General features: G+C 38.5%; 16 protein-coding genes and 3 riboswitches. Of the genes, 1 reads left to right on the top strand and 15 read right to left on the bottom strand.

Annotated features, from left to right (window positions below; all coding sequences use genetic code 11):
* Window positions 1-3: 3 nt before the first annotated feature.
* The 15 genes from BN3107_RS06335 to BN3107_RS06260 form a co-directional block, all read right to left on the bottom strand.
* Complete coding sequence (locus BN3107_RS06335; RefSeq protein ID WP_058306775.1) at window positions 4-1038, bottom strand: ABC transporter substrate-binding protein; 1035 nt, start codon at window positions 1036-1038, stop codon at window positions 4-6.
* Between the two features lie 502 nt (window positions 1039-1540).
* The gene (gene eno / locus BN3107_RS06325) at window positions 1541-2827 is read right to left on the bottom strand and encodes a phosphopyruvate hydratase (RefSeq protein WP_058306773.1); all 1287 of its coding nucleotides are present in this window, start codon (window positions 2825-2827) and stop codon (window positions 1541-1543) included.
* Window positions 2828-2852: 25 nt separating this feature from the next.
* Entirely contained in the window at window positions 2853-4391 is a 1539-nt protein-coding gene (gene gpmI, locus BN3107_RS06320) for a 2,3-bisphosphoglycerate-independent phosphoglycerate mutase (protein ID WP_058306772.1), read from the bottom strand.
* Window positions 4388-5146: a triose-phosphate isomerase gene (gene tpiA / locus BN3107_RS06315; protein ID WP_058306771.1), complete on the bottom strand. Its 759-nt coding sequence runs from the start codon at window positions 5144-5146 to the stop codon at window positions 4388-4390. The genes gpmI and tpiA overlap by 4 nt, the downstream gene beginning before the upstream one ends.
* Before the next feature lie 19 nt (window positions 5147-5165).
* Window positions 5166-6347 (bottom strand): phosphoglycerate kinase, encoded by a 1182-nt coding sequence (locus tag BN3107_RS06310; protein ID WP_058306770.1) that lies wholly within the window; start codon window positions 6345-6347, stop codon window positions 5166-5168.
* Window positions 6348-6460: 113 nt separating this feature from the next.
* The gene (gap, locus tag BN3107_RS06305) at window positions 6461-7462 is read right to left on the bottom strand and encodes a type I glyceraldehyde-3-phosphate dehydrogenase (RefSeq protein WP_058306769.1); all 1002 of its coding nucleotides are present in this window, start codon (window positions 7460-7462) and stop codon (window positions 6461-6463) included.
* A 49-nt stretch (window positions 7463-7511) separates the two neighbouring features.
* Window positions 7512-8531 (bottom strand): sugar-binding transcriptional regulator, encoded by a 1020-nt coding sequence (locus tag BN3107_RS06300; protein ID WP_058306768.1) that lies wholly within the window; start codon window positions 8529-8531, stop codon window positions 7512-7514.
* A gap of 118 nt (window positions 8532-8649) precedes the next feature.
* On the bottom strand, window positions 8650-8904 hold the full coding sequence (locus tag BN3107_RS06295) for a glutaredoxin family protein (protein ID WP_058306767.1): 255 nt from the start codon (window positions 8902-8904) through the stop codon (window positions 8650-8652).
* A 1404-nt stretch (window positions 8905-10308) separates the two neighbouring features.
* On the bottom strand, window positions 10309-11271 hold the full coding sequence (locus BN3107_RS06290) for an L-lactate dehydrogenase (RefSeq protein ID WP_058306766.1): 963 nt from the start codon (window positions 11269-11271) through the stop codon (window positions 10309-10311).
* A gap of 85 nt (window positions 11272-11356) precedes the next feature.
* Entirely contained in the window at window positions 11357-12274 is a 918-nt protein-coding gene (locus BN3107_RS06285; RefSeq protein ID WP_058306765.1) for an alpha-hydroxy-acid oxidizing protein, read from the bottom strand.
* 78 nt (window positions 12275-12352) lie between these two features.
* Window positions 12353-12457: riboswitch (SAM riboswitch) on the bottom strand.
* Between the two features lie 12 nt (window positions 12458-12469).
* Entirely contained in the window at window positions 12470-14161 is a 1692-nt protein-coding gene (gene acsA / locus BN3107_RS06280; RefSeq protein WP_058306764.1) for an acetate--CoA ligase, read from the bottom strand.
* Between the two features lie 23 nt (window positions 14162-14184).
* Window positions 14185-14913, bottom strand: a complete 729-nt coding sequence (locus BN3107_RS06275; protein ID WP_058306763.1) for an ABC transporter ATP-binding protein — start codon at window positions 14911-14913, stop codon at window positions 14185-14187.
* A gap of 15 nt (window positions 14914-14928) precedes the next feature.
* Entirely contained in the window at window positions 14929-15792 is an 864-nt protein-coding gene (locus BN3107_RS06270; protein WP_058306762.1) for an ABC transporter permease, read from the bottom strand.
* A gap of 29 nt (window positions 15793-15821) precedes the next feature.
* Complete coding sequence (locus tag BN3107_RS06265) at window positions 15822-16826, bottom strand: aliphatic sulfonate ABC transporter substrate-binding protein (protein WP_058306761.1); 1005 nt, start codon at window positions 16824-16826, stop codon at window positions 15822-15824.
* A gap of 98 nt (window positions 16827-16924) precedes the next feature.
* Window positions 16925-18721, bottom strand: a complete 1797-nt coding sequence (locus BN3107_RS06260; RefSeq protein ID WP_058306760.1) for a PLP-dependent aspartate aminotransferase family protein — start codon at window positions 18719-18721, stop codon at window positions 16925-16927.
* 99 nt (window positions 18722-18820) lie between these two features.
* Window positions 18821-18927, bottom strand: a riboswitch (SAM riboswitch).
* 251 nt (window positions 18928-19178) lie between these two features.
* A riboswitch (SAM riboswitch) is annotated at window positions 19179-19297 on the bottom strand.
* 441 nt (window positions 19298-19738) lie between these two features.
* Between BN3107_RS06260 and BN3107_RS20100 the strand changes: the two genes are divergently transcribed.
* A complete protein-coding gene (locus tag BN3107_RS20100; RefSeq protein WP_231735262.1) occupies window positions 19739-21802 on the top strand; it encodes a BMQ_0737 family morphogenetic spore coat protein in 2064 nt (687 codons plus the stop codon).
* Window positions 21803-21998 lie beyond the last annotated feature (196 nt).

The following is a 21998-nucleotide window of genomic DNA, read 5'->3' as shown; positions in this document are numbered from 1 at the left end:
AAATCACTTCTCTTGTGTTAATGCTTCTTTAATTTGGTTTGCAAAAACTTCAGCAGACAGTGGTCCACCAAATGTCCATGTATCACCAGGTAATTGGTGCGTTCTCTCTTCTTTGACAAAAGCTAATTCTTCCCATGCAGGATTTCCTGCCAATTGATTGGTGAAAATATTATCATCTTCTTGCACAATATAGAAAAAATGTGCATCTTGTGCTGTCTGTAATGATTCTACACTAGTTTCGTCAAATCCGTAAAGTTGGAAACCATCTGATTGATAAGCATTTTCTAAACCAATCTTTGTCATGATTTCAGTAGCCATTGCGTTATCTTTAAATAAGCGAATCACTGGAGAATTGTCAGAGCTGAATGCTTGTGCCAAAACAAAGTCTGTGTTATCAACACCTGCTTCAGAAATTTCTGTCTCAATATCGCTATATGTTTGATCTAAATCAGCTAAAAGTTGATTTGCTTGCTCTTCTTTTTGTACCAATTTAGCCATCTCTTTAAAGGTTGATTCCATCTCTTCATACTGTGTTCCTTCTCCCTCTTCCGGGTAGGAATTGTAAGCAAGTGTTGGTGCGATTTCTTTTAAGCTATCCATGATCGCTTCATGTCGGGAATTCGCGGTGATAATCACATCCGGTTCGAGCGCTTGAATCGCTTCTAAATTTGGTTCTTGTCTCGTTCCAACATCCTCTACATCATCACCAATTTCTGGTTCGATGTTTACCCAATCATGATAACCTTCAATATCTGCCATACCAACAGGTTGTATATCAAGTGCTAGCAAATTTTCGGCATATACCCATTCTAACACAACGATTCGCTCAGGCACTTCATCAAAGGTCTGCTCTCCATAAACATCTGTAACAGTGATAGATGTTTCTTCACTTGTCTCTGACTCATTAGCCTGCTCTTGTTCTTGATTTTCCTCTTGCCCTTGTTGGTCGTCCTGATCAGATTCAGTATTACCCTCTCCACAGGCAACTAAAACAACACTAATAAACATGATAAATGCGATAAAAAATAACTTTTTCATAAATATGTCCCCTCTCTTACATTATGTATTTTTTTGTGTGGTGGCAAATATAATCCGTTTATCGGACAAAACAGGTGCTTTTTTCTTTGCGTTTTGGGCGATATATCCGTTTATCGGACAAAACGGGTGCTTTTCCTTTGCGCTTTGGACGATATACACGTTTATCGGACAAAACGAGTGCTTTTGCTTTCGATTTTGGGCGATATATCCGTTTATCGGACAAAACGAGTGCTTTTGCTTTCCGTTTTGGGCGATATATTCGTTTATCGGACAAAACAGATGCTTCTCCCTTTGCGTTTTGGGCGATATATTCATTTATCAGACAAAACGGGTGTTTTTTCTCAGCGCTGAGGTGAATATAAAACCTCATCTAATTGAAAAAGATTATCATTTGCACTACCTAAAATAATACACATTAAATAAATCCTTGTCAATTATATTTTTCAAATAAAAAAGTCCAAAAGGATTATCAATAATCGTTTTGGACTTTAGTCACTCTAACTTAGTTATTTAGGTTATAGAATGCTGTTTTACCAGCGTATTTTGCTGTTCCAATTAGTTCATCTTCAATGCGAAGTAATTGGTTGTATTTTGCTACACGGTCTGTACGAGACGGTGCACCTGTTTTGATTTGGCCAGCATTTGTAGCAACTGCGATGTCAGCAATTGTTGCATCTTCTGTTTCACCTGAACGGTGCGAGATAACCGCTGTATATCCAGCTGTTTTTGCCATTTCGATTGCTTCAAATGTTTCTGTAAGTGTACCGATTTGGTTCACTTTTACAAGGATAGAGTTACCTACACCTTGTTCAATACCTTGAGCAAGACGCTTGGTATTTGTAACGAATAAATCGTCACCTACTAATTGTACTTTGCTACCGATACGATCTGTAAGAAGTTTATGACCTTCCCAGTCGTTTTCATCAAGACCGTCTTCGATTGAAATGATTGGGTACTTATCTGTCATTTCTTCATACCATGCAACCATTTCTTCTGAAGTACGAACAACACCTTCACCTTTAAGGTTGTACTTACCATCTTCATAGAACTCAGAAGATGCTACGTCCATTGCAAGCTTCACTTCTTCACCTGGTTTGTAACCAGCTGCTTCGATTGCTTCAATGATAGTAGAAAGTGCTTCTTCATTTGATTTCAAGTTTGGTGCGAAACCACCTTCATCACCAACACCTGTGTTATATCCTTTTCCACTAAGAACTTTTTTCAAGTTGTGGAAAATTTCTGCACCCATACGAAGTGCTTCACGGAAAGTAGGCGCACCTACAGGCATGATCATGAATTCCTGAATATCTACGTTGTTATCCGCATGCTCTCCACCATTAAGGATGTTCATCATTGGTGTTGGAAGTGTAGTAGCATTAAATCCACCTAAGTACGTATAAAGTGGAACACCTAAGTAGTCAGCCGCTGCATGTGCTGCTGCCATCGATACACCTAGGATTGCATTTGCTCCTAGTTTACCTTTGTTTTCTGTACCATCAAGTTCTAATAAAAGTTGATCAATTACAACTTGGCGAGTTACGTCGATACCAAGTAATTCTGGAGCGATTACTTCGTTAACGTTTTCTACTGCTTTTAGTACACCTTTTCCAAGGTAACGGTCTTTGTCACCATCACGTAATTCTACTGCTTCGTGTTCACCAGTGGAAGCACCACTTGGAACTAGTGCAGAACCGAATGCTCCTGTTTCTGTATAGATTTCAACTTCAACTGTTGGGTTACCACGAGAATCTAATACTTCGCGTGCATAAACATCTGTAATAAATGGCATAATCTAAAACTCTCCTTTTAATTCATTATTTTTTAATAAGGCTTGCGCCGGTCATTTCTTTTGGTTGGTTGACTTCTAATAAATCTAATAGGGTTGGTGCAAGATCTGCTAAAATACCACCATCTCGTAATTCCACGCCATCCTTAGTTACGATAACAGGAACTGGATTGGTTGTATGGGCAGTCATCGGCTTACCTTCTTCGGTTAACACTTCATCAGAGTTACCATGGTCAGCTGTGATGATGGCATTTCCACCTTTTTCAATGATCTTGTCAACGATTTTACCTAAGCACTCGTCAACCGTCTCAATTGCTTTGATCGTCGGCTCTAACATACCAGAGTGACCTACCATGTCAGGATTTGCAAAATTTAAAATAATCGCATTTTGCTCGTCCTTATCTAATTCTTCTAAAAGTGCGTCTGTTACTTCATAAGCACTCATTTCCGGTTGCAAATCATATGTTGCAACTTTAGGTGAATCGATTAAGATACGTTTTTCGCCCGGAAACTCTTTCTCACGGCCACCACTCATAAAGAAGGTAACGTGTGGGAATTTTTCGGTTTCGGCAATACGTAATTGATTTAAATTGTTTTGTGCTAAAACTTCACCGACTGTATTGTCCAGGTTCACTGGTTCATAGGCAACATAACCATCGACTGTTTCACTAAAGTTAGTAAGACATACAAAATGAATATCCTTCGGTGCTTTAGCTCCTCTGTCAAAATCACGGAAATCTTCATTTGCGAAGGTCCGAGAAATTTGAATAGCACGGTCTGGTCGGAAGTTATAAAAGATCACAGAATCTTCATCTTGAATCGTTGCTTTCGGTTGTCCATTCTCATCCGTAATAACGGAAGGAAGCACGAATTCGTCATAGATTTCATTCTTGTATGAATCCTCCACTACTTCAATAGGATCTGAATAGGTTGGACCTTCACCGTTTACCATCGCATCGTACGACTTTTTAACACGATCCCAACGTTTGTCACGATCCATCGAGTAGTATCGACCAGAAATGGTAGCAAATTCACCAACACCAAATTCATCCATTTTGGCTTGGGCATCTTCAATATATTTTTTTGCTGATTTTTGACCAACATCACGGCCATCTAAAAAGGCATGCACATACACTTTTTTAAGACCTTTATCTGCTGCTAACTTGAGTACTGCATATAAATGTTCAATATGACTGTGTACCCCACCATCCGATAATAATCCGAAAATGTGTAGTGCTTTATCATTATTTTTGGCATGATCAGTTGCGTCTAATAATACTTTATTTTCAAAAAAGTCGCCTTCTTTAATCGATAAGTTGACACGGGTTAAACTTTGATAGACAATTCGTCCTGCACCAATGTTTAAGTGACCAACTTCTGAGTTCCCCATTTGTCCATCAGGTAAGCCCACAGCTTCGCCTGAAGCAGTTAGCTGACTGGTTGGGTATTTGCCCCAATAGCGATCAAAGTTAGGAGTGTTTGCTTGTTTGACTGCATTTCCTTTTTCTTCATCTCGAATCGCATAACCATCCAAGATGATAAGTGCAGCTAATTTGTTTTGGCTCATTTGGCACCAGCCTCCACTAGCTGTAAAAAGGAATCTGCTTCAAGACTTGCACCACCTACAAGTGCGCCATCAATATCCGATTGTGAAAGTAGCTCATCCACATTTGCTGGTTTTACACTTCCACCATATTGAATACGTACTGCATCACCTGCAGCAGCGGAGATTGTATCTGCAACTACTTTACGAATATGTGTACAAACTTCATTCGCTTGTTCAGAACTAGCTGTTTTGCCTGTACCAATTGCCCAGATAGGTTCATAAGCAATGATCGTAGCTTTAACTTGTTCTTCACTTAACCCTTCAAGTGCTGCTTTTACTTGTTTTTCGACAACATCCATTGTTTGATTTGCTTCACGTTGTTCCAATGTTTCACCAACACATACGATTGGAGTTAAATTATGAGCGAAAGCTGCATGTGCTTTTTTATTTACTGTTTCATCTGTTTCAGCAAACATTTCGCGACGTTCTGAGTGTCCTAATACAACATAAGTTACTCCAATATCTGCAAGCATGCTTGGGCTTACTTCACCTGTAAATGCACCATTTTCTTCAAAGTGCATCGTTTGAGCTGCTACAGCTAAGTCGGTACCTTTTGCTTTTTCTACTAATGTTGGTAGGTAAGGAAAAGGTGCACAAACTACTGATTCTACTTTTTCTGTGCTAGGTACTTTGTCTTTGGTATCTTCGACAAATTGTACTGCTTCACCTAGTAGCTTATTCATTTTCCAGTTACCTGCAATTACTTTTTTACGCATGTCATTCACCTCTCCTTTATTACTTGTCTGTTAGTACACTTACACCTGGTAGTTCTTTACCTTCCATAAACTCTAAGGAAGCTCCACCACCTGTTGAGATGTGGTCCATTTGATCTGCGTAATCAAATTTTTCAACAGCTGCTGCTGAATCTCCACCACCAATAACAGTATAACCTTCTGTTTTGCTTAATGCATCTGCTACAGCTTTCGTTCCATTAGCAAAGACTTCTAATTCGAATACACCCATTGGTCCATTCCAGATAACTAGCTTAGAATCTTTCACGATATCTGCGTATTTTTCACGCGTTTTCGGACCGATATCTAATGCTTCTAAGTCAGCAGGAATTTGATCAATTGCTACGATTTGCGTGTTCGCATCATTAGAAAAGTCATCCGCAACTACAACATCAACAGGCATTACAAAGTTAACACCTTTGTCTTTCGCTTTTTGCATATACTCTTTCGCTAATTCAATTTTGTCTTCTTCTAAAAGTGATTTCCCTACCTCATGACCGAGTGCTTTTACAAACGTATAAGCAAGACCGCCACCAATAATAAGGTTATCTACTTTATCTAAAAGATTATCAATTACACCGATTTTATCCTTTACTTTTGCTCCACCAATGATTGCAGTAAAAGGACGTTCTGGGTCTGATAAGGCTTTTCCTAAAACATCTAATTCTTTTTCTAATAAAAATCCTGCTGCAGATGGAACATGCTCCGCAATTCCTGCTGTAGACGCATGTGCACGGTGAGCAGCACCAAACGCATCATTAACAAAGTAATCGGCAAGACTTGCGAATGCTTTCGCTAATTGAGGATCGTTTTTAGTCTCTCCTGCTTCAAATCGAACATTTTCGATTAACAAAAGATCTCCATCTTCTAATTGAGCTACTGCTTGATTTACTTCGTCACCATAAACCTCATCTGTTTTAATGACAGATTTGTTGATTAAATCGCTAAGGCGCTTTGCTACTGCATCCATTCGAAGTTCTTCGACAACTTCTCCACCGGGACGACCTAGGTGACTAGCTAGGATTACCTTTGCACCTTGATCTGATAAGTATTGAATCGTTGGTAATGCTGCTTTTATTCGTGTATCATCTGTTACCTCTCCGTCTTTCATTGGCACATTAAAGTCTACACGACAAAATACTTTTTTACCTTTAACTTCTATGTCTTTAATCGTTTGTTTGTTCATAAAAATGAACCTCCCTACAGATTTAATCCTATCCATAAGTACGCATAAAAGGGGAAGCGCGTAGCTTCCCCGCTTTATATGGTACATGAATATTTGTTACGAACGCTTTATGATTATAATTTAGCGAAATATTCTAATGTACGTACTAATTGAGCAGTGTAAGACATTTCATTGTCATACCAAGATACAGTTTTTACTAACTGCTTATCTCCTACTGTCATCACTTTTGTTTGCGTTGCATCAAATAGGGAACCGTAAGTGATACCAATTACATCACTAGATACGATTTCGTCAGTAGTGTAACCATAAGATTCATTTGAAGCTTCTTCCATTGCTTTGTTTACTTGTTCTGGAGTTACTTCTTTATCAAGAACTGTTACTAGCTCTGTTAATGAACCAGTTGCAACTGGAACACGTTGAGCTGCACCATCTAATTTACCATTTAATTCAGGAATAACAAGACCGATTGCTTTAGCAGCACCAGTTGAGTTAGGGATGATATTTTCCGCTGCTGCGCGCGCACGACGGAAATCACCTTTCGGGTGTGGACCATCTAATGTCATTTGATCACCAGTATAAGCGTGAATTGTAGTCATTAGACCTTCTACAACACCGAATTGATCGTGAAGTGTTTTAGCCATTGGTGCTAAACAGTTTGTAGTACAAGATGCACCTGAAATAACTGTTTCTTCACCAGTTAACGTTTCATGGTTTGTATTATATACGATTGTTGGCACATCATTTCCACCTGGAGCAGAAATAACAACACGTTTAGCGCCACCTTTAAGGTGAAGTTCTGCTTTTTCTTTTGAAGTAAAGAAACCAGTACATTCAAGTACGATATCTACTCCAAGATCTCCCCATGGTAATTCATCTGGGTTAGCATTTGCTAATACTTTAACCTCATTACCATTAACAGTGAATGATCCATCATTTACTTTAACATCGCCGTTGAAACGGCCTTGTGTAGTGTCATATTTTAATAAATGTGCTAACATATCTGCGTTTGTTAAGTCATTGATTGCTACAACCTCAATACCTTCTACATCTTGAATACGACGGAAAGCTAAACGTCCGATACGTCCAAAACCATTAATACCTACTTTTACTGCCATGCTAAAATTCCTCCTTAGAATATGCTTTATAATTTATATTTAAAGGGATTTACCCCTTTAACAACTCTTTTGCGGCTGCTTCATCTGTTATCAATACATTACTCTTTCCTTGTTTGAAGTAAGATTGAATTGCTTTTGCTTTTGAAGATCCACCAGCAACTGCTACTACGTACTCTGCATGTGCTAATTCTTCTAGTTGCATACCGACTGTTCGAACTTTATATACTACTTTTCCTTGTTCATCTAAATAATAACCAAATGCTTCACTAACGGCATTTTCATTAGTCAATTTATCTATTACAGGTGTAGACGCTTTACGGCGTTTCGCCATTGTAATAGCATCCCCAATACTATGAAGAACAATCTTAGAATCATGAATCATTTCCAAGATATCTTTTATTGCTGGCTCTTCAATAATCGTATGATACGTATCTTCACTTAAAGGATCAGGTACATATAACATTCGATAATTGCCGTTAACCTTTTTAGCCATTTGCGCACATATTGTATTGGCCTGATTTTCCACCTGTTCACCTAATCCGCCTCGTGCTGGAACAAACGTACAATTTGCAGCATGCTCCATTGGTTTCATTTGGTTTGCAACCTCTGCCATAGATGTTCCACCTGTGACAGCAATCGTTTGATTGGAAGTTAATATCGAACTTAAAAATTGTACACAAGCTTTTCCTAAATCTTGTTTGACGGATAATTGTTCATCACTATTACCTGAAACAATAATGACATGCTCCAATTGTAATTTATCCTTAATTTCTGATTCTAAAACACGAAATTCAGAAATTTCATCCATAAACGAAGATAATTTCTCGATGATATTTTCACCATCTGCTGTTAATTGCATGCCTTTTGATGTCACCATAATAAATTGATGCTTATTTAAGAATTCTATTTCGGTTCGAACGACACGTTCTTTTAGCTTGATATTCTCAGCTAAGCTTCGTCGCCCGATTGGCTGCATTAGTTGTATGTAATGTAATATTTTATATCTTCTTTGCATGACATCAAGTAAATCTGGGAACAATTTTTCTTGAATATCTAATAAATCCTTCAATCGAAAAGCTCCTTTGCTAGTACCGGGAAATATTTGTCCCTCCTAGTCGCATTTCGTCCCACTCAGAACAAAAAAAATTAACTTCCATAGATAATTGTACCAAATGCTCTAACTTCTCTCAACTATTTTCTGAATATTTTTTCGATTTCAGATAAGTTTCGACCTTTTCGATGTCAATAATCTCTGAGTCAATCAAGTATTCCTTGTGTTTAATCACCGGAATTAACAAGTGGTATTCTTCTAAAAGCTTATCATCATTATAAATGTTTATTTCTTCTATTTCAAATGAATAGTCTTGCTGCAACATTTCCAGAGTGACTCTGGCCTGATCACAAAGCCCACAATTTTCCTTACCATACAAAGTCAGTATCATAACACCCTCCGAAGTGTGTTTAATTTATTAAAATAATACTTATTAAACACAAACTGTGAAGTAAGAGACGTGATAATTTTGAAATGATTTATCTATTAATTATCCGCTCCGGCTGCCCACTTCCCTTTCCGTGGGGTTTTGCCTTCAGCTAACTTTTCCAAGCATAGACCGCTTGAAAAAGTGGATCTTCAGGTAAAACGTTCCCACAGGAGTGAAAGTGGGCGGCCTACGCTTTAAATAGATTCTACAACGGTTTTAACAGTTATAAACTTGGCCTTTCTAGAAATGATGAGTTAGTAGTCATTATTTTAACTCTTGCCTCCATTGTAGAACTTTATCTAGCGTAGGCGTCCACTTCGACTCCTGGGGGATTAGCATGGTCTGAAGATCCACTTTGAAAAGTGTTTTTCTTTTCAAAGTTAGCTGAAGAACATGCCCCCCGGAAAGCGAAGGTCGGGTAGATGGCAGGCGCGCGCATTCAATAGAATCACGTTTCCTGCAGCCCCCATACGATCCCGGACGGTCGGATTTCCCGAGTCCGGTTCTGACACTGGGTTTCTATCGCTATATAAGCCTTCCTTATGTATCCCAGGTTTAAATGCTGACACACATGTTCACCCATCAATACATAAGTTTACTTATATGCTAGTCTTGTGCCAATCATTCAACAGACTCTGTGTTCTGTTTATTCTTTAACACAGACGCCCAGTCGCCCAGAGGTCCTTCGCTCTACTCTGGTGTTACCTTTGTAGAAGCTTCATTCCATAAGCTTAGAAAGGCATTACCCTTTCCTCTTCGCTACTACGACCTCATGCGTCCATCCTAAATCCTCCTAACCATTTTCGCTTGTCACTTATATGGTTGGTCTTTGCTGGTTGTTGTCATCCCAGCTGGAAGTAGGACTTTCCCGTCGTTATCTCTGAAAATCTTTCTCTAGATGCCAGAACCCCTACTCCGGCTGCTTCTATGGTGCTCTTGACCGTTACTTCCCATAGAACATCGGCCTTCCCCATTGCCCAACCAGGTCGGCGCATCACAGACATCCCTTCAACAGCTTCTGAAGGGCGCTCGATTTCGGAGCTGCAGTATTCGTTAAAGCCTTCTAGCCTCTAGATTTGCTCGCCACTCTAGCTGTTCCGACCCATACTCTCTCTGCGTAAAGTTGAGCCGCAGTGACTTTTACTTCCAAGCAGAACGTGACTCGTTACCTCACCACGCATTGGATATACTAGTCATCCGAACCGGTCAATTGATGACAGGAGACTTTCACTCCATTAGATTCTCAGCCTTGACGGCTACTCCTGGGCAAGCCGGAGCGGTTGTTATACACATGCTTTCATTCAAAATAACACTCTTTTTATGGCCCAGTTTGTGTCTAAGGGTAAATATTATTTTAGTTGATTATTACTTGATTGCTTTCATGCCGGTGTCGATCATTTCTTGGATGACGTCTGCTGATTTTTTGAGTTGTTTTTGTTCTTTTTCGGTGAGGTCGAGTTCCATTACTTCACGGATACCATTTTCATTCAATAATGCCGGCACACCGATGTAAAGATCGTTGAGGCCATATTGTCCATCTAAATGAGCAGAAATGGTAAGTATCGCATTCTCATTATTCAATATGGCTTTCGTTAAGCGAACTAAGCCAAGTCCGATTCCATAATAAGTTGCCCCTTTGCGCTCAATAATATGATAAGCAGCATCTCGAACATTTTCAAAAATGTCTGTCATTTCTTGATTTTGATAGACATCTTCTATGTTAGCATACTGACTAAGCGGTACCCCTCCGATCTGTACATGACTCCAGACAGGTAATTCAGAATCACCATGTTCTCCTATAATATAGGCATGCACATTACGAGCATCAACTTCAAAATGTTCGCCTAAAAGATATCGGAACCTAGCCGTATCTAATATCGTACCAGAGCCAATCACGCGTTCTTTGGGTAAACCAGAAATTTCGCGAGTTAGATGGGTTAAGATATCAACAGGATTTGTTGCAACCACAAATATCCCTTGAAAATCCACAGCCATAACTTTATCAATAATTCCTTTAAAAATCTTTGCATTCTTTGAAACCAGATCCAATCTTGTTTCGCCAGGCTTTTGATTCGCTCCTGCTGTTATGACAACTAAATCCGCATTATGACATTCTTCATAATCTCCCGCTTTAATACGCATTGGATTACCAAAAGCCATACCGTGATTTAAGTCTCGTGCTTCACCGTCTGCTTTTGCTTCATCTAAATCAATCAGCACTAGTTCATTCACTACACCTTGATTCAGTAAAGCGTAAGCATAACTCGTACCAACAAACCCTGTTCCAATTACAACTACTTTTCTTGTTTTTGTTTTACGATTTGTCATAACATTCATTCCTTTCCATAAATAAATAGGATATAGTTATACTATATCCCACTTGCCATACTTATGAAACTATAATTTATAACAATTATGTGAAAAGTTGAGCAATGTTATCTTCTACGCCTAAAACTCCTGCTGTTACTAATCCATATATATAATGACTCTTGATAGTTACAGCGTCAGCACCATGTAGAAGATACTGGTTTACTACCTCTTTCGTTTCCACTTCGGTTTCGATCACTACTTTTAATTTATCAGCGACGATAGTATCCACCTGTGCTAAAAGATCAGTTGTTGCTGAAGGAATATTTGTGAAAATAAGTCCATCAACTTGATGCTGCAAGGCACTGCGAACATCTTCAATTGTTAAATCCCCATAAATATAAACTGGAAGTGTCGTGAATTGTTGTAAATAACTAATATCCTCCCATGTTATCTGACGATCCTGATACTCTTTTGTAATCTGTTCCTTAATTGTTAATGGACTATTAAAATTCTTTTTTGCGAATATAGGATCAACTACAAAATTAGCAATCCCTTTGTTTAATTGGTCTGCATGATGATGAATTGTGTCATCTGAGATATTTAAGATAATGGCTTGATACCCCGAAAGTTCTGCCCTTTGGATGAAGTTTTTAGTCAGAGCACGATCTTTGAAAATATGTGCCTGGAACCATAACTCACACTCTGGTACAGCATCACTAATTTCTTCTATGCTATAGGCTGAATGACTACTGACGATGAAAGGTATTCCTTGTTTTTGGGCAGCTTGAGCACTGGCAAGTTCGCCATCCTCATGGAAATAGGTCTGTGCCCCGATAGCTCCTAGTAACAAAGGGGAAATTTTATTTTTTGATTCCACACCTTTATTTAATCGAAAAGAAGTGGGGCGTATCCGTGGTTTTGTGATCTCCCTTAAATAATCTTGAGATGCTTCTGACAATTGATGGATCGCCACTTCCTTTAATTCTTCCTCTTTACTTTTGCGGATGATTGTTTTTACCATTTGCTTATTCCTCCTAAAGTTAAGGGAAACAAAAAGTCCCTCTTGATCGAACAAGAGAGACTCACATTTATGATCTCCCTCTTATTTTTCAAACAATTGTTTGCAGGATTTAGCACCTTTTAAGCAGTTGCTTAAGGTTGCCGGGTTTCATCGGGCCAGTCCCTCCACCTCTCTACATAAGAGTATTTATATGTTTTAAATGTTTACTTTATTAGCATTAGCTCTTTCGATTTCTAATGCTTTTAATTGTCGTCTTAAAATTTTACCACTGATTTTGGTTTTTGGCAGTTCATCGACTACTTCAATCTCTCTTGGAGCGGCATGTGCAGATAAGTTTTTCCTAACAAAAACACGAATTTCTTCTAATAATTCCTTAGATTGACTAAATCCTTGTCGTAATGTGATAAATGCTTTTACCAATTCCCCACGTAATTCATCAGGTTTACCAATCACACCAGCCTCTTCAACTGCAGGGTGTTCAATTAATTTACTTTCCACTTCAAAAGGTCCAATCCGCTCACCAGCAGAATTGATCATATCATCGTTACGACCTTGGAAAAATACATAACCTTCTTCATCTTGTAATGCTAAATCTCCAGAAATGTACCAGCCTTCATATTGGAAATAGGATTTGAATTTATCCTGGTTTCCCCAAATCTCTTTCATCAATCCTGGCCATGGCGTTCGAACGGCTAATTGACCAACTTCACCACGAGGTAACTCTTGCCCTTCATCATCTAATATACCAACCTGTACTCCTGGAAAAGGTCTTCCCATTGATCCAGGTTTGATTTTTTCAGCAGGGAGATTAACGATTAAATGTCCACCTGTTTCTGTCATCCACCATGTATCATGAATTCGTACTTTCAAGCTATTCCAAGCCCATTGAATTACTTCTGGGTTTAATGGTTCCCCTACACTTAATACATGTCTAACGGATGATAGATCATATTTTTTATATAAATCTCCTTGTGATAACAACATACGGAAAGCGGTAGGAGCACTGTACCAAATCGTCACCCCTAGCTCTTCTATCAGAGAATACCAGTTTTCAGCACTAAAACGGCCACCTTGAATAACAACAGTCGCTCTATTTAATAACGGGGCAAATAAACCATATACACTACCTGTTACCCATCCTGGATGTGAAGTACACCAGTAGACATCTTCATCCTTGATATCTAACACCCATTTACCTGTTACAATGTGATGCTGAACTGCACGATGAGCATGTAAGACACCTTTTGGCTTTCCAGTTGACCCACTCGTATAATGAATGATTAAACCATCTTCCCAGTCAACCCATTCGACAAATTGATCACCATCGACTGGTTGTAAGGCTTCTTTTTCAATATCTTCTACATATAAAATTGTTTGAAGTGACGGAATATCTTGTTGTGGTACTCGTTTGGCTAGTTCTTGATCGGTAATTAACAAGGTACCATCACAATCATTAATTCGGTCTCGTACCGCATCTTCCATAAACGCCTCGAATAATGGACCAGCGATAGCACCTACTTTAATCGCCGCTAAGATGGCAATATAACATTCAGGTGTTTTCGAAAGGAAAATGAATACACGATCACCTTTTTTTACACCGTTTTCTTTTAAAATTTTGGCATAATGATCGGTTTTATCTTTTACTTCTCTAAAAGTGTAAGATCTCTTCTCAGTCTCATTTATATAGTGTATTGCTATTTTGTCTCCATATCCTTCATCCACATGACGATCAATCGTCTCATATGCTGCATTAACTTTCCCTGTTTTGGCTGCCGACAATAACTCTTTTGCATCTTCCCAGTCAAAATTTTCACGAATGGTTTCATAGTTACTAAGGTTATAGTTACCCTCTACTTTTTCTATATGTGATGTTGCTTGTTTTGTCATGAGATTATCCCCCTTGAAGACTGTTACTTTTTATTTAAGTCCAAGCAATCCAGAATTTCAGATTTTAAATGTGCTAAATATTCACTGCCTCTGTCTCGTGGACGCTCCAGATCTATTTTTATTTCTCTTTCAACTTCACCAGGCTGTCCTTTTAAAATAACGACACGGTCACATAAATACATCGCCTCATCAATATCGTGTGTCACCATAACAATTGTCGATTGATACTTTTTCCAGACATCAAGTAATAGATCCTGTAATTGCATTTTCGTAAAGGCGTCCAATGCACTAAATGGTTCATCTAATAGTAAGATTTCTGGAGACGTAACCAGCGCTCGAGCGATTGCCACACGCTGTGCCATACCACCGGATAATTCGCGAGGATAAAGGACTTCTTTACCTCGTAAACCAACACTTTCTAAATAATCAATTGCTCTATTTTCTTTGTCTTTACGTTTACCTGTCAATCCGAATGTGACATTATCTAACACATTTAACCATGGTAACAATCTCGGTTCTTGAAAAATAAAACTTGCTGTATCCTGAATTTGTCTGGAGACATTGCCGTTAATTTCAATTTCTCCATCATATTCTGGATCCAATCCTGATATTGCTCGTAATAAGGTACTTTTCCCACACCCACTTGTGCCAAGTAAACCAATAATTTCTCCTGGTTTTACTTCTAAATTAACACCTCTGACAGCAGTAGTTCCATTAAATGTACGACTAACATCTCTAAGTGCTAAACTCATTTTAAATACCCCTTCCTATTTCTCCAGTCGATCTTGCCAATGCAAAGAACGAACTTCTACTTGTTTTAAAACCCAGTCAGAAAGCTTGCCAATAATCGCAAAAAGGATAATACTTGCTAAAATCGTTTCTGGACTCGACATATTCTGTCCAAATACAAGTAAGAAACCAAGACCTTGACTAGCACCCATTAATTCTGCGGCTACGACAAACATCCAACCTAGTCCTAACCCACTACGCATTCCTACTAAAAAGGAAGGTAATGATGCCGGAAGAATGATTCTTTTGACAAGTTGGAAGGTATTTAAACCGTACATTTTTCCTACTTCAATTAATTTTCGATCGACACCTAAAATCCCACTAACAATGTTTAAGTAGACAGGGAAAAATACCCCAACAGCAATCATTACTACTTTTGATGTTTCTCCGATACCCATCCATAAAATAAACAATGGTACCCATGCTAGAGATGGAATCGAACGAAACGCTTGAATCATTGGATCAAATAATTGTTCCGCCTTCTTATAAAAGCCGACTACTGCACCTAAAACAATGGCTGCAGCTGTTCCGATAATAAATCCTGCGAAGACTCGATAAGTGGTGATCCATATATGTCCCCAAAGTGATCCATCCTGACCCAAACTAATGGTTTTTTCTAAAATAGTAGTTGGAGCTGGTAGTTGATTGGAAGGGACAACGCTAGCACGACTTAGCAGCTCCCATAACACAATCAACGCAACTGGAATAATACTTCCGTATAAGACCGTTTCAAGTAACGATCCTCTATTTTTTTTTGAGGAATCATATTTTCCCTTCTGTTTTAAATCGATTTGCGCTGGACTAGCATATCCAGAGACTGTACTATTTTGCTGTTCTGCCATTGTTTGCCCCTCCTATTAACCTTTACCTATTATTCAATAACACTTTCCGCATATTCTGGATTAATCAATTCATTTGTTAATGCTTCTACATCGTCATCTTCTTCCAAATCTCCTGCCTGTTGTAACACATCCCCAGCAGCTTTAATTGCTTCCACATGCGTATCTCCAGGTACTGGATTATCTAGAATGGTTCGTTCTACTAGTTGAATATTTGCAACCTCTGTACTGATATCGGCTTCTTCTGCTAACAATTCTGCCGCTTCATCAGGATTTTCCAAGACCCAGTTACGAGCTTTTTCATATACTTCGATTACTTTTTCTACATATTCCGGATGATTTTCAGCAAATTCTTCTCGAACATTTAAGAATCCATATGTGTTTAAGTCAATATCTCTAAAAAATAATTCTGTGCCTGACTCTAACTCATGCTTTGCCATGTGCGGATCAAGTCCTGCCCATGCATCAACATCACCATTTACAAGTGCATTACCACCATCAGCGTGCTGTAGATTGACTAATTCAATGTCATTGATCGTTAAACCAACGGAGTCTAGTGCTCTTACTAAGAAAATATATGGATCTGTACCAAGCGTTGCTGCAACTTTCTTACCTTTTAGATCTTCAATGGATTCAATTCCTGATCCTTCGTTCGTTACTAATGCCGTCCACTCTGGTTGTGAATAAACATAGACGTTTTCTAATGGTACATCATTTGATTCTGCGATAAGTGCTGCTGCACCTGCAGTTGATCCAAAATCAACACTGTCACTATTTAAATATTCAATTGCTTTGTTACTTCCTTGACTTAGTGTCCATTCTACTTCGATACCTTCTTCTTCAAATGCTTCTTCTGCCCACTTGAATTCTTTTAATACAATACTTGTCGGCGAATAATAAGCATAATCTAAACGAATTTTTGATGGTTTACCTTCTGCTTCGCTTTCAGATGAACAACCTACTGCTAATAATAAAATAATGCCAAATACTGCGATTGCTAAAAAACTTCTTAAATCAATTAATGGTACTCTTTTCATGATAATGTCCCCTTTTTCCTTTTATTTTTTATCATCGACGCTAACAGCTTCGCTAAGAATCAGTGGTGGTTTAACCACCCACTGATGGAAGTCTCACTTTAGATTTCACATGCATATGTTGAAATCGTTCCTCTTAATCGTTGTGCTTCTTTATAAGTACAACGGTTATGCACTACTTGCAGGCCGCCTTCTAATGCAACTTGTTCTGCCTTAGGTGATACGACACCTTCTTGTAACCAGAATACTTTCGGATTTACTTCAATTGCTTCTTTGGCAATTTCAATTGCTGCATCTGGACTACGGAATACTTGAACAATATCAATATCTACCGGAACACTCTTCAAATCCGGATATGCTTTTTCTCCTAAAATTTCTGTTTCTCTCGGATTGACTGGAATGATTTTATAACCAAGTCGCTGCATTTTTCTTGCAAGTCGATAACTTGGTCTTGCTTCTTTGCCACTCAAACCGACAATTGCTAATGTTTTTTGACGTGTTTTTTCCTCACCATTTTCTGTATAACGTTGATGTGGTGAATTTAACGCCCATTTGATGATACCTTCATCATTTACGATAATTTGTTGTTGTTTATCTGTGCCGATGCCAGTTGCTTTCGCTAGTGCTTGATCTAAATCGTTTTTGATATCTCTAACAGATTCAATACCAACCGATAAACGAACCAATTCTTCTGTAACTCCTGTTTCATCTAATTGATCTTTTGTTAACTGCTGATGCGTTGTTGATGCAGGGTGTATGATTAATGATTTGGCGTCCCCAACATTAGCAACATGTGACCAAAGTGCAACATTATTAATTAAGTCACGACCAGCATCTCTGCCGCCTTTAATACCAAATACAATTATCGACCCAAAACCGTTGTTTAAAATATGCTTCGCTAAATCATGTGAAGGATGACTTTCAAGTCCTGGGTAACTAACCCATTCTACTGCTTCATGATTGTTTAAGTATTCAGCAAGTTCTTGGGCATTTTGATTATGGCGTTCAATTCGAATGTGTAAGGTTTCTAACCCTTGAAGAAGTTGAAATGCATTAAATGGACTTAATGCTGCACCAAAGTCTCTTAATAGTTGAACTCTCACCTTCGTAATAAATGCTAATGTACCAAAATCAACGGCATATCGAATGCCATTATAACTCGGATCAGGTTCCGTGAATGCTGGATACTTTTCAGAATTCCAATTAAATCGTCCACCATCAATGATGATCCCACCGATCGAGGTACCGTGACCACCAATCCATTTTGTTGCTGAATGTACGACGATATCAGCACCTAATGTGATTGGTTTGCACCCGAATGGTGTAGCAAACGTATTATCGACAATTACCGGAACACCGGCATCATGTGCGATTTCTGACACTCTTTCTACGTCTAATACTTGCAATCCTGGATTACCAATAATTTCACCGTACACAGCTTTTGTTTTATCGGTTATCGCTGCTTTAAAGTTCTCTGGATCTGTTGGATCAACGAATTTAACATTAATGCCATATCGTGGAAGTGTTACATTAAAGAGGTTGTATGTTCCACCGTATAAGTTAACCCCTGCCACAATTTCGTCGCCAGCGCTTGCTAAGTTTAAGATTGAAAGTGTGATAGCGGACATCCCAGATGCAGTGGCTACTGCTGCAACTCCATCTTCTAACAGTGCTAACCTTTTTTCGAAAACATCTACTGTCGGATTTCCGATTCGTGAATAAATATTTCCTGGTTCATCTAGAGCGAATAATCGTTCCGCATGCTCGGTATCGTGAAATACATAGGACGTAGATTGATAGATTGGTACCGCTCGTGAACCTGTTGTTGGGTCTGGCGCTTGCCCACCATGTAAGTGAATTGTCTCTGGATCATATGTTGAATTTTGAAAGTCTGTCATTTCTATTTCCCCCTCAATTTGTTAATTTCATCATTTTTTGGTAATAAAAAAGCCTTCTTCGATAAGAAGAAGGCTTTAACTGTCATTGCAGTTGTCCTCCTCTTATCTACCAGGATTCGCATCCTGCAGGAATTAGCACCTTTTAAGCTTTACTTAATGGTTGCCGGGCATCGTCGGGCCAGTCCCTCCGCCGCTCTTGATAAGAGTTATTATTAAATTTTAAATTAAGAAAAGCGCAGAGCGCCCGCTTAGAAACGTAGCGACTGGAGCGAATCGACTGAGATAAAGGAATCACGGTGAGCTTGCGAACCGATGATGACTTATCGTAGGGCGATTTCGTGAAGTCGCCTAGTTTCTGGCGCTCGGAGCTAGACATGACGCCGATTAAATGCTTTCTTTACTTACAAAAAAGTCTCTCTACATGGAGATAGAGAGACTTTAAATATCTGGATTCGCTCTCTTATCTCTCCAGGTTTTAGATCACCTAGTGGAATTGGCACCTGTATTAAACGAATGAATCGCTCAATGGTTGCCGAGGTTTCAAAGGGCCAGTCCCTCCACCTCTCTGGATAAGAATTATTTAATTCCGAGTATTTCACTCGCTTTTGTTTTTCGATATTTATAACTTTAGCATGACGCTTGATTGATGTCAATATATTTTCTGAATTTATTTAAATTCACTGTAGAATGAGTCTAATGAAACATATATCTATTTGTATATATGATAGGACAGGTAATTTAATGAATGTGTTTTTTGAACAGTTACAATTGTGAATAACTTTTTTAAAATGAACTATATTTTATTTGATACATATTATAGAGTACAACAATCTTGTAGGTGGAATTCATGTTGCTGGAATGATCTTCATTTTCCACCCCTCAATGGGCTTTCTCAATGGTTGTTAGTTTTAGAATGTTTTCATTTTTAATTAGAGGTTTGAAATCATATTCAATGAATTCGTTCCAAAAAAATTAGTATATTTTTAAATTCTGAAGTATTAAGAAAGGTGTGAAATTATGAATCCTACGCTTTGTGAATTATTGGATAAAGGAGGAATCACAACCTGTTTTTTGTCAGATGAATTTGGTAATCCACTTGACCCCTTTAGTACAGAATCACTTATCTGTGAAGAGGTAAAAGAGGGAAAAGGAAGGAAAAATGTTCCTGTAACATTGCCCGATGGTCAAGAAGTGCAATTGCAAAAAGTCATAATACGTAAATCGGGCTTTATAGTTGTAAAGGTGTCAGATGGCTTGAATACATGTTTGTCAGAGCCCATCTCTTTCTGTAAAATCGAGAACGTCCTTCTTTGTGCTCCTGAAGGCACAGAAATTTTATGTAAGGTTAGTGACTTTCAATGCTTTGCATGTATTAACTGCCAAGGAGGATTTTATAATTCTCTAGAGGTCTTTTTGGACATATGTCAAGATATTCAAGTGAGTACCGATGTAACAGTTGAATTGACAAGTGACTTTTGTGAACCTAGGGATATCATTGATGTTTCTTGTAAAAGAAATGTTTCCATCCCCCCGCAGTGTGATCTAGGGTTTGGTAGTCAGAGTTCCGCAGAAGATCTTCCAATCGTAAGGAAGGTTGAGGGAAATTCCATTAAGGACAACACTTATTTTGAAGAAAATATTTGTATAAACACTAAAAAAGTATATGACTGGATTGTTCAGCAAACTAATATTGAAATACGAAAAAATTCTGACGATGCTCCATTTGTTTGTGATATATGTAGAATCGATCAATTTGTTCCGTCTAACATTATTTGTGAGGACGAGATTACAGGAAGCGTAGTTTGCGATAGTACACCTGTTGTAGGAGCTTCCGTTTTCTTTACTAGTTCTAACGATATCGTTACTTTTTCACCAAATCCAGCCATAACTGAACCTGATGGAACATTTTTCACTACAGTTACTGTTCCGGAAGGAACCGATTTATCAGAAGTAACCATAACTACTACTACCAATGCGAATGGACAAACGGTTTCTGACACAATGCCGACCATGGTTTCATGTCCTGAAGAAGAATGCAGTATTGTTTTATTTGGTTCTTCCGCCATTGAATGTAGTGGCGTAGTTTCAGGTAACATCACCTGTGGAAATGAGCCGATTCAAGGAGTTGAAGTGACATTTACCGCAGCCCCTGATATAATAAATTTCGACCCTAATCCTGCTACTACAGGGGCAGATGGGAATTTCTTTTCAGGAGTCATTGTACCTGATGGAACACCACCAACAGAGGTTGAGATAATTGCTTCAACTAATGTGGACGGTGAGCTCTTATCAGATACTATTATTACTGAAGTCTCTTGTGATCAAGATTGTGAGCTGACCATAGACGTCCCTAACGAAATTACTTGTGAAGGGGACATCACTGGTACCATTTTCTGTGACGATCTACCTGTTGAAGATGCAGAAATTACCTTTAGTATTTTCCCTGCCATCGGTACTTTTACTCCTAATCCTGCACTATCAGCAGGGGATGGTACCTTTACGACAAATTTGATAATTCCTGTAAACACACCACCAACTTCGGTTATGATTACTGCTACTACAACAATTAATGGTTCGACAGTAACGACCATGGCTGGAACAACTGTGGATTGCCCAGGTGAAGAATGCCCATGTAAGTTCCGTATAGGTGTTGAAGGAAACGCAGCACCAGCAGAAGTAGTAATCACTGAAAACGGATCAAGTGATACCCTAAATGGAACAATTAACATAACAGCTGTTGAGTGTTTTACTGCTAGTCCGATGTGCAACCCTGCTGTTGACAACTTTAATGTAACATTTAGTTCGAATGGAACAACAATTAATTTTATCCAAGGTAGAAGAATTGAAATTGAGTGTGAAGGTAATTCATTTGCTCGTGTTAGAGGTACAGCAATGGCCCAAGGAAATCTGTTAAGTGGCATTTTCGAAGTAGAAATTACGTTAGCTATAGATAATATGAATATAGGAACATGGTCCGTATTCGCAACTAATTTCGAAGGTGAGACATTCTCGACAACATTTTTGGCGGAAGTGAATCCTATGACCTTTATTGGTGATTGTGATGATACCACTGTCAACTAAAATCTATAAAAACCTTCCTAACTCATGTTGATTTAAAAATTGTGTGGATTCAAGGGTAAAAGTAAGTATTAGAATTTAAACAATCCAAATATGAATTTTTTTCCTCATGCTCAAGCTTTGGAGTATTTCAAATCAATTAAACTATATTTCTATATATAGGATTCAACTCACTATTTGTATTGTCTCTTAATCTTAA

This window comes from Gracilibacillus massiliensis (assembly GCF_001458115.1).
GTDB lineage: Bacteria > Bacillota > Bacilli > Bacillales > Amphibacillaceae > Gracilibacillus > Gracilibacillus massiliensis.
This window is presented reverse-complemented; position numbering and strand designations above follow the sequence as displayed.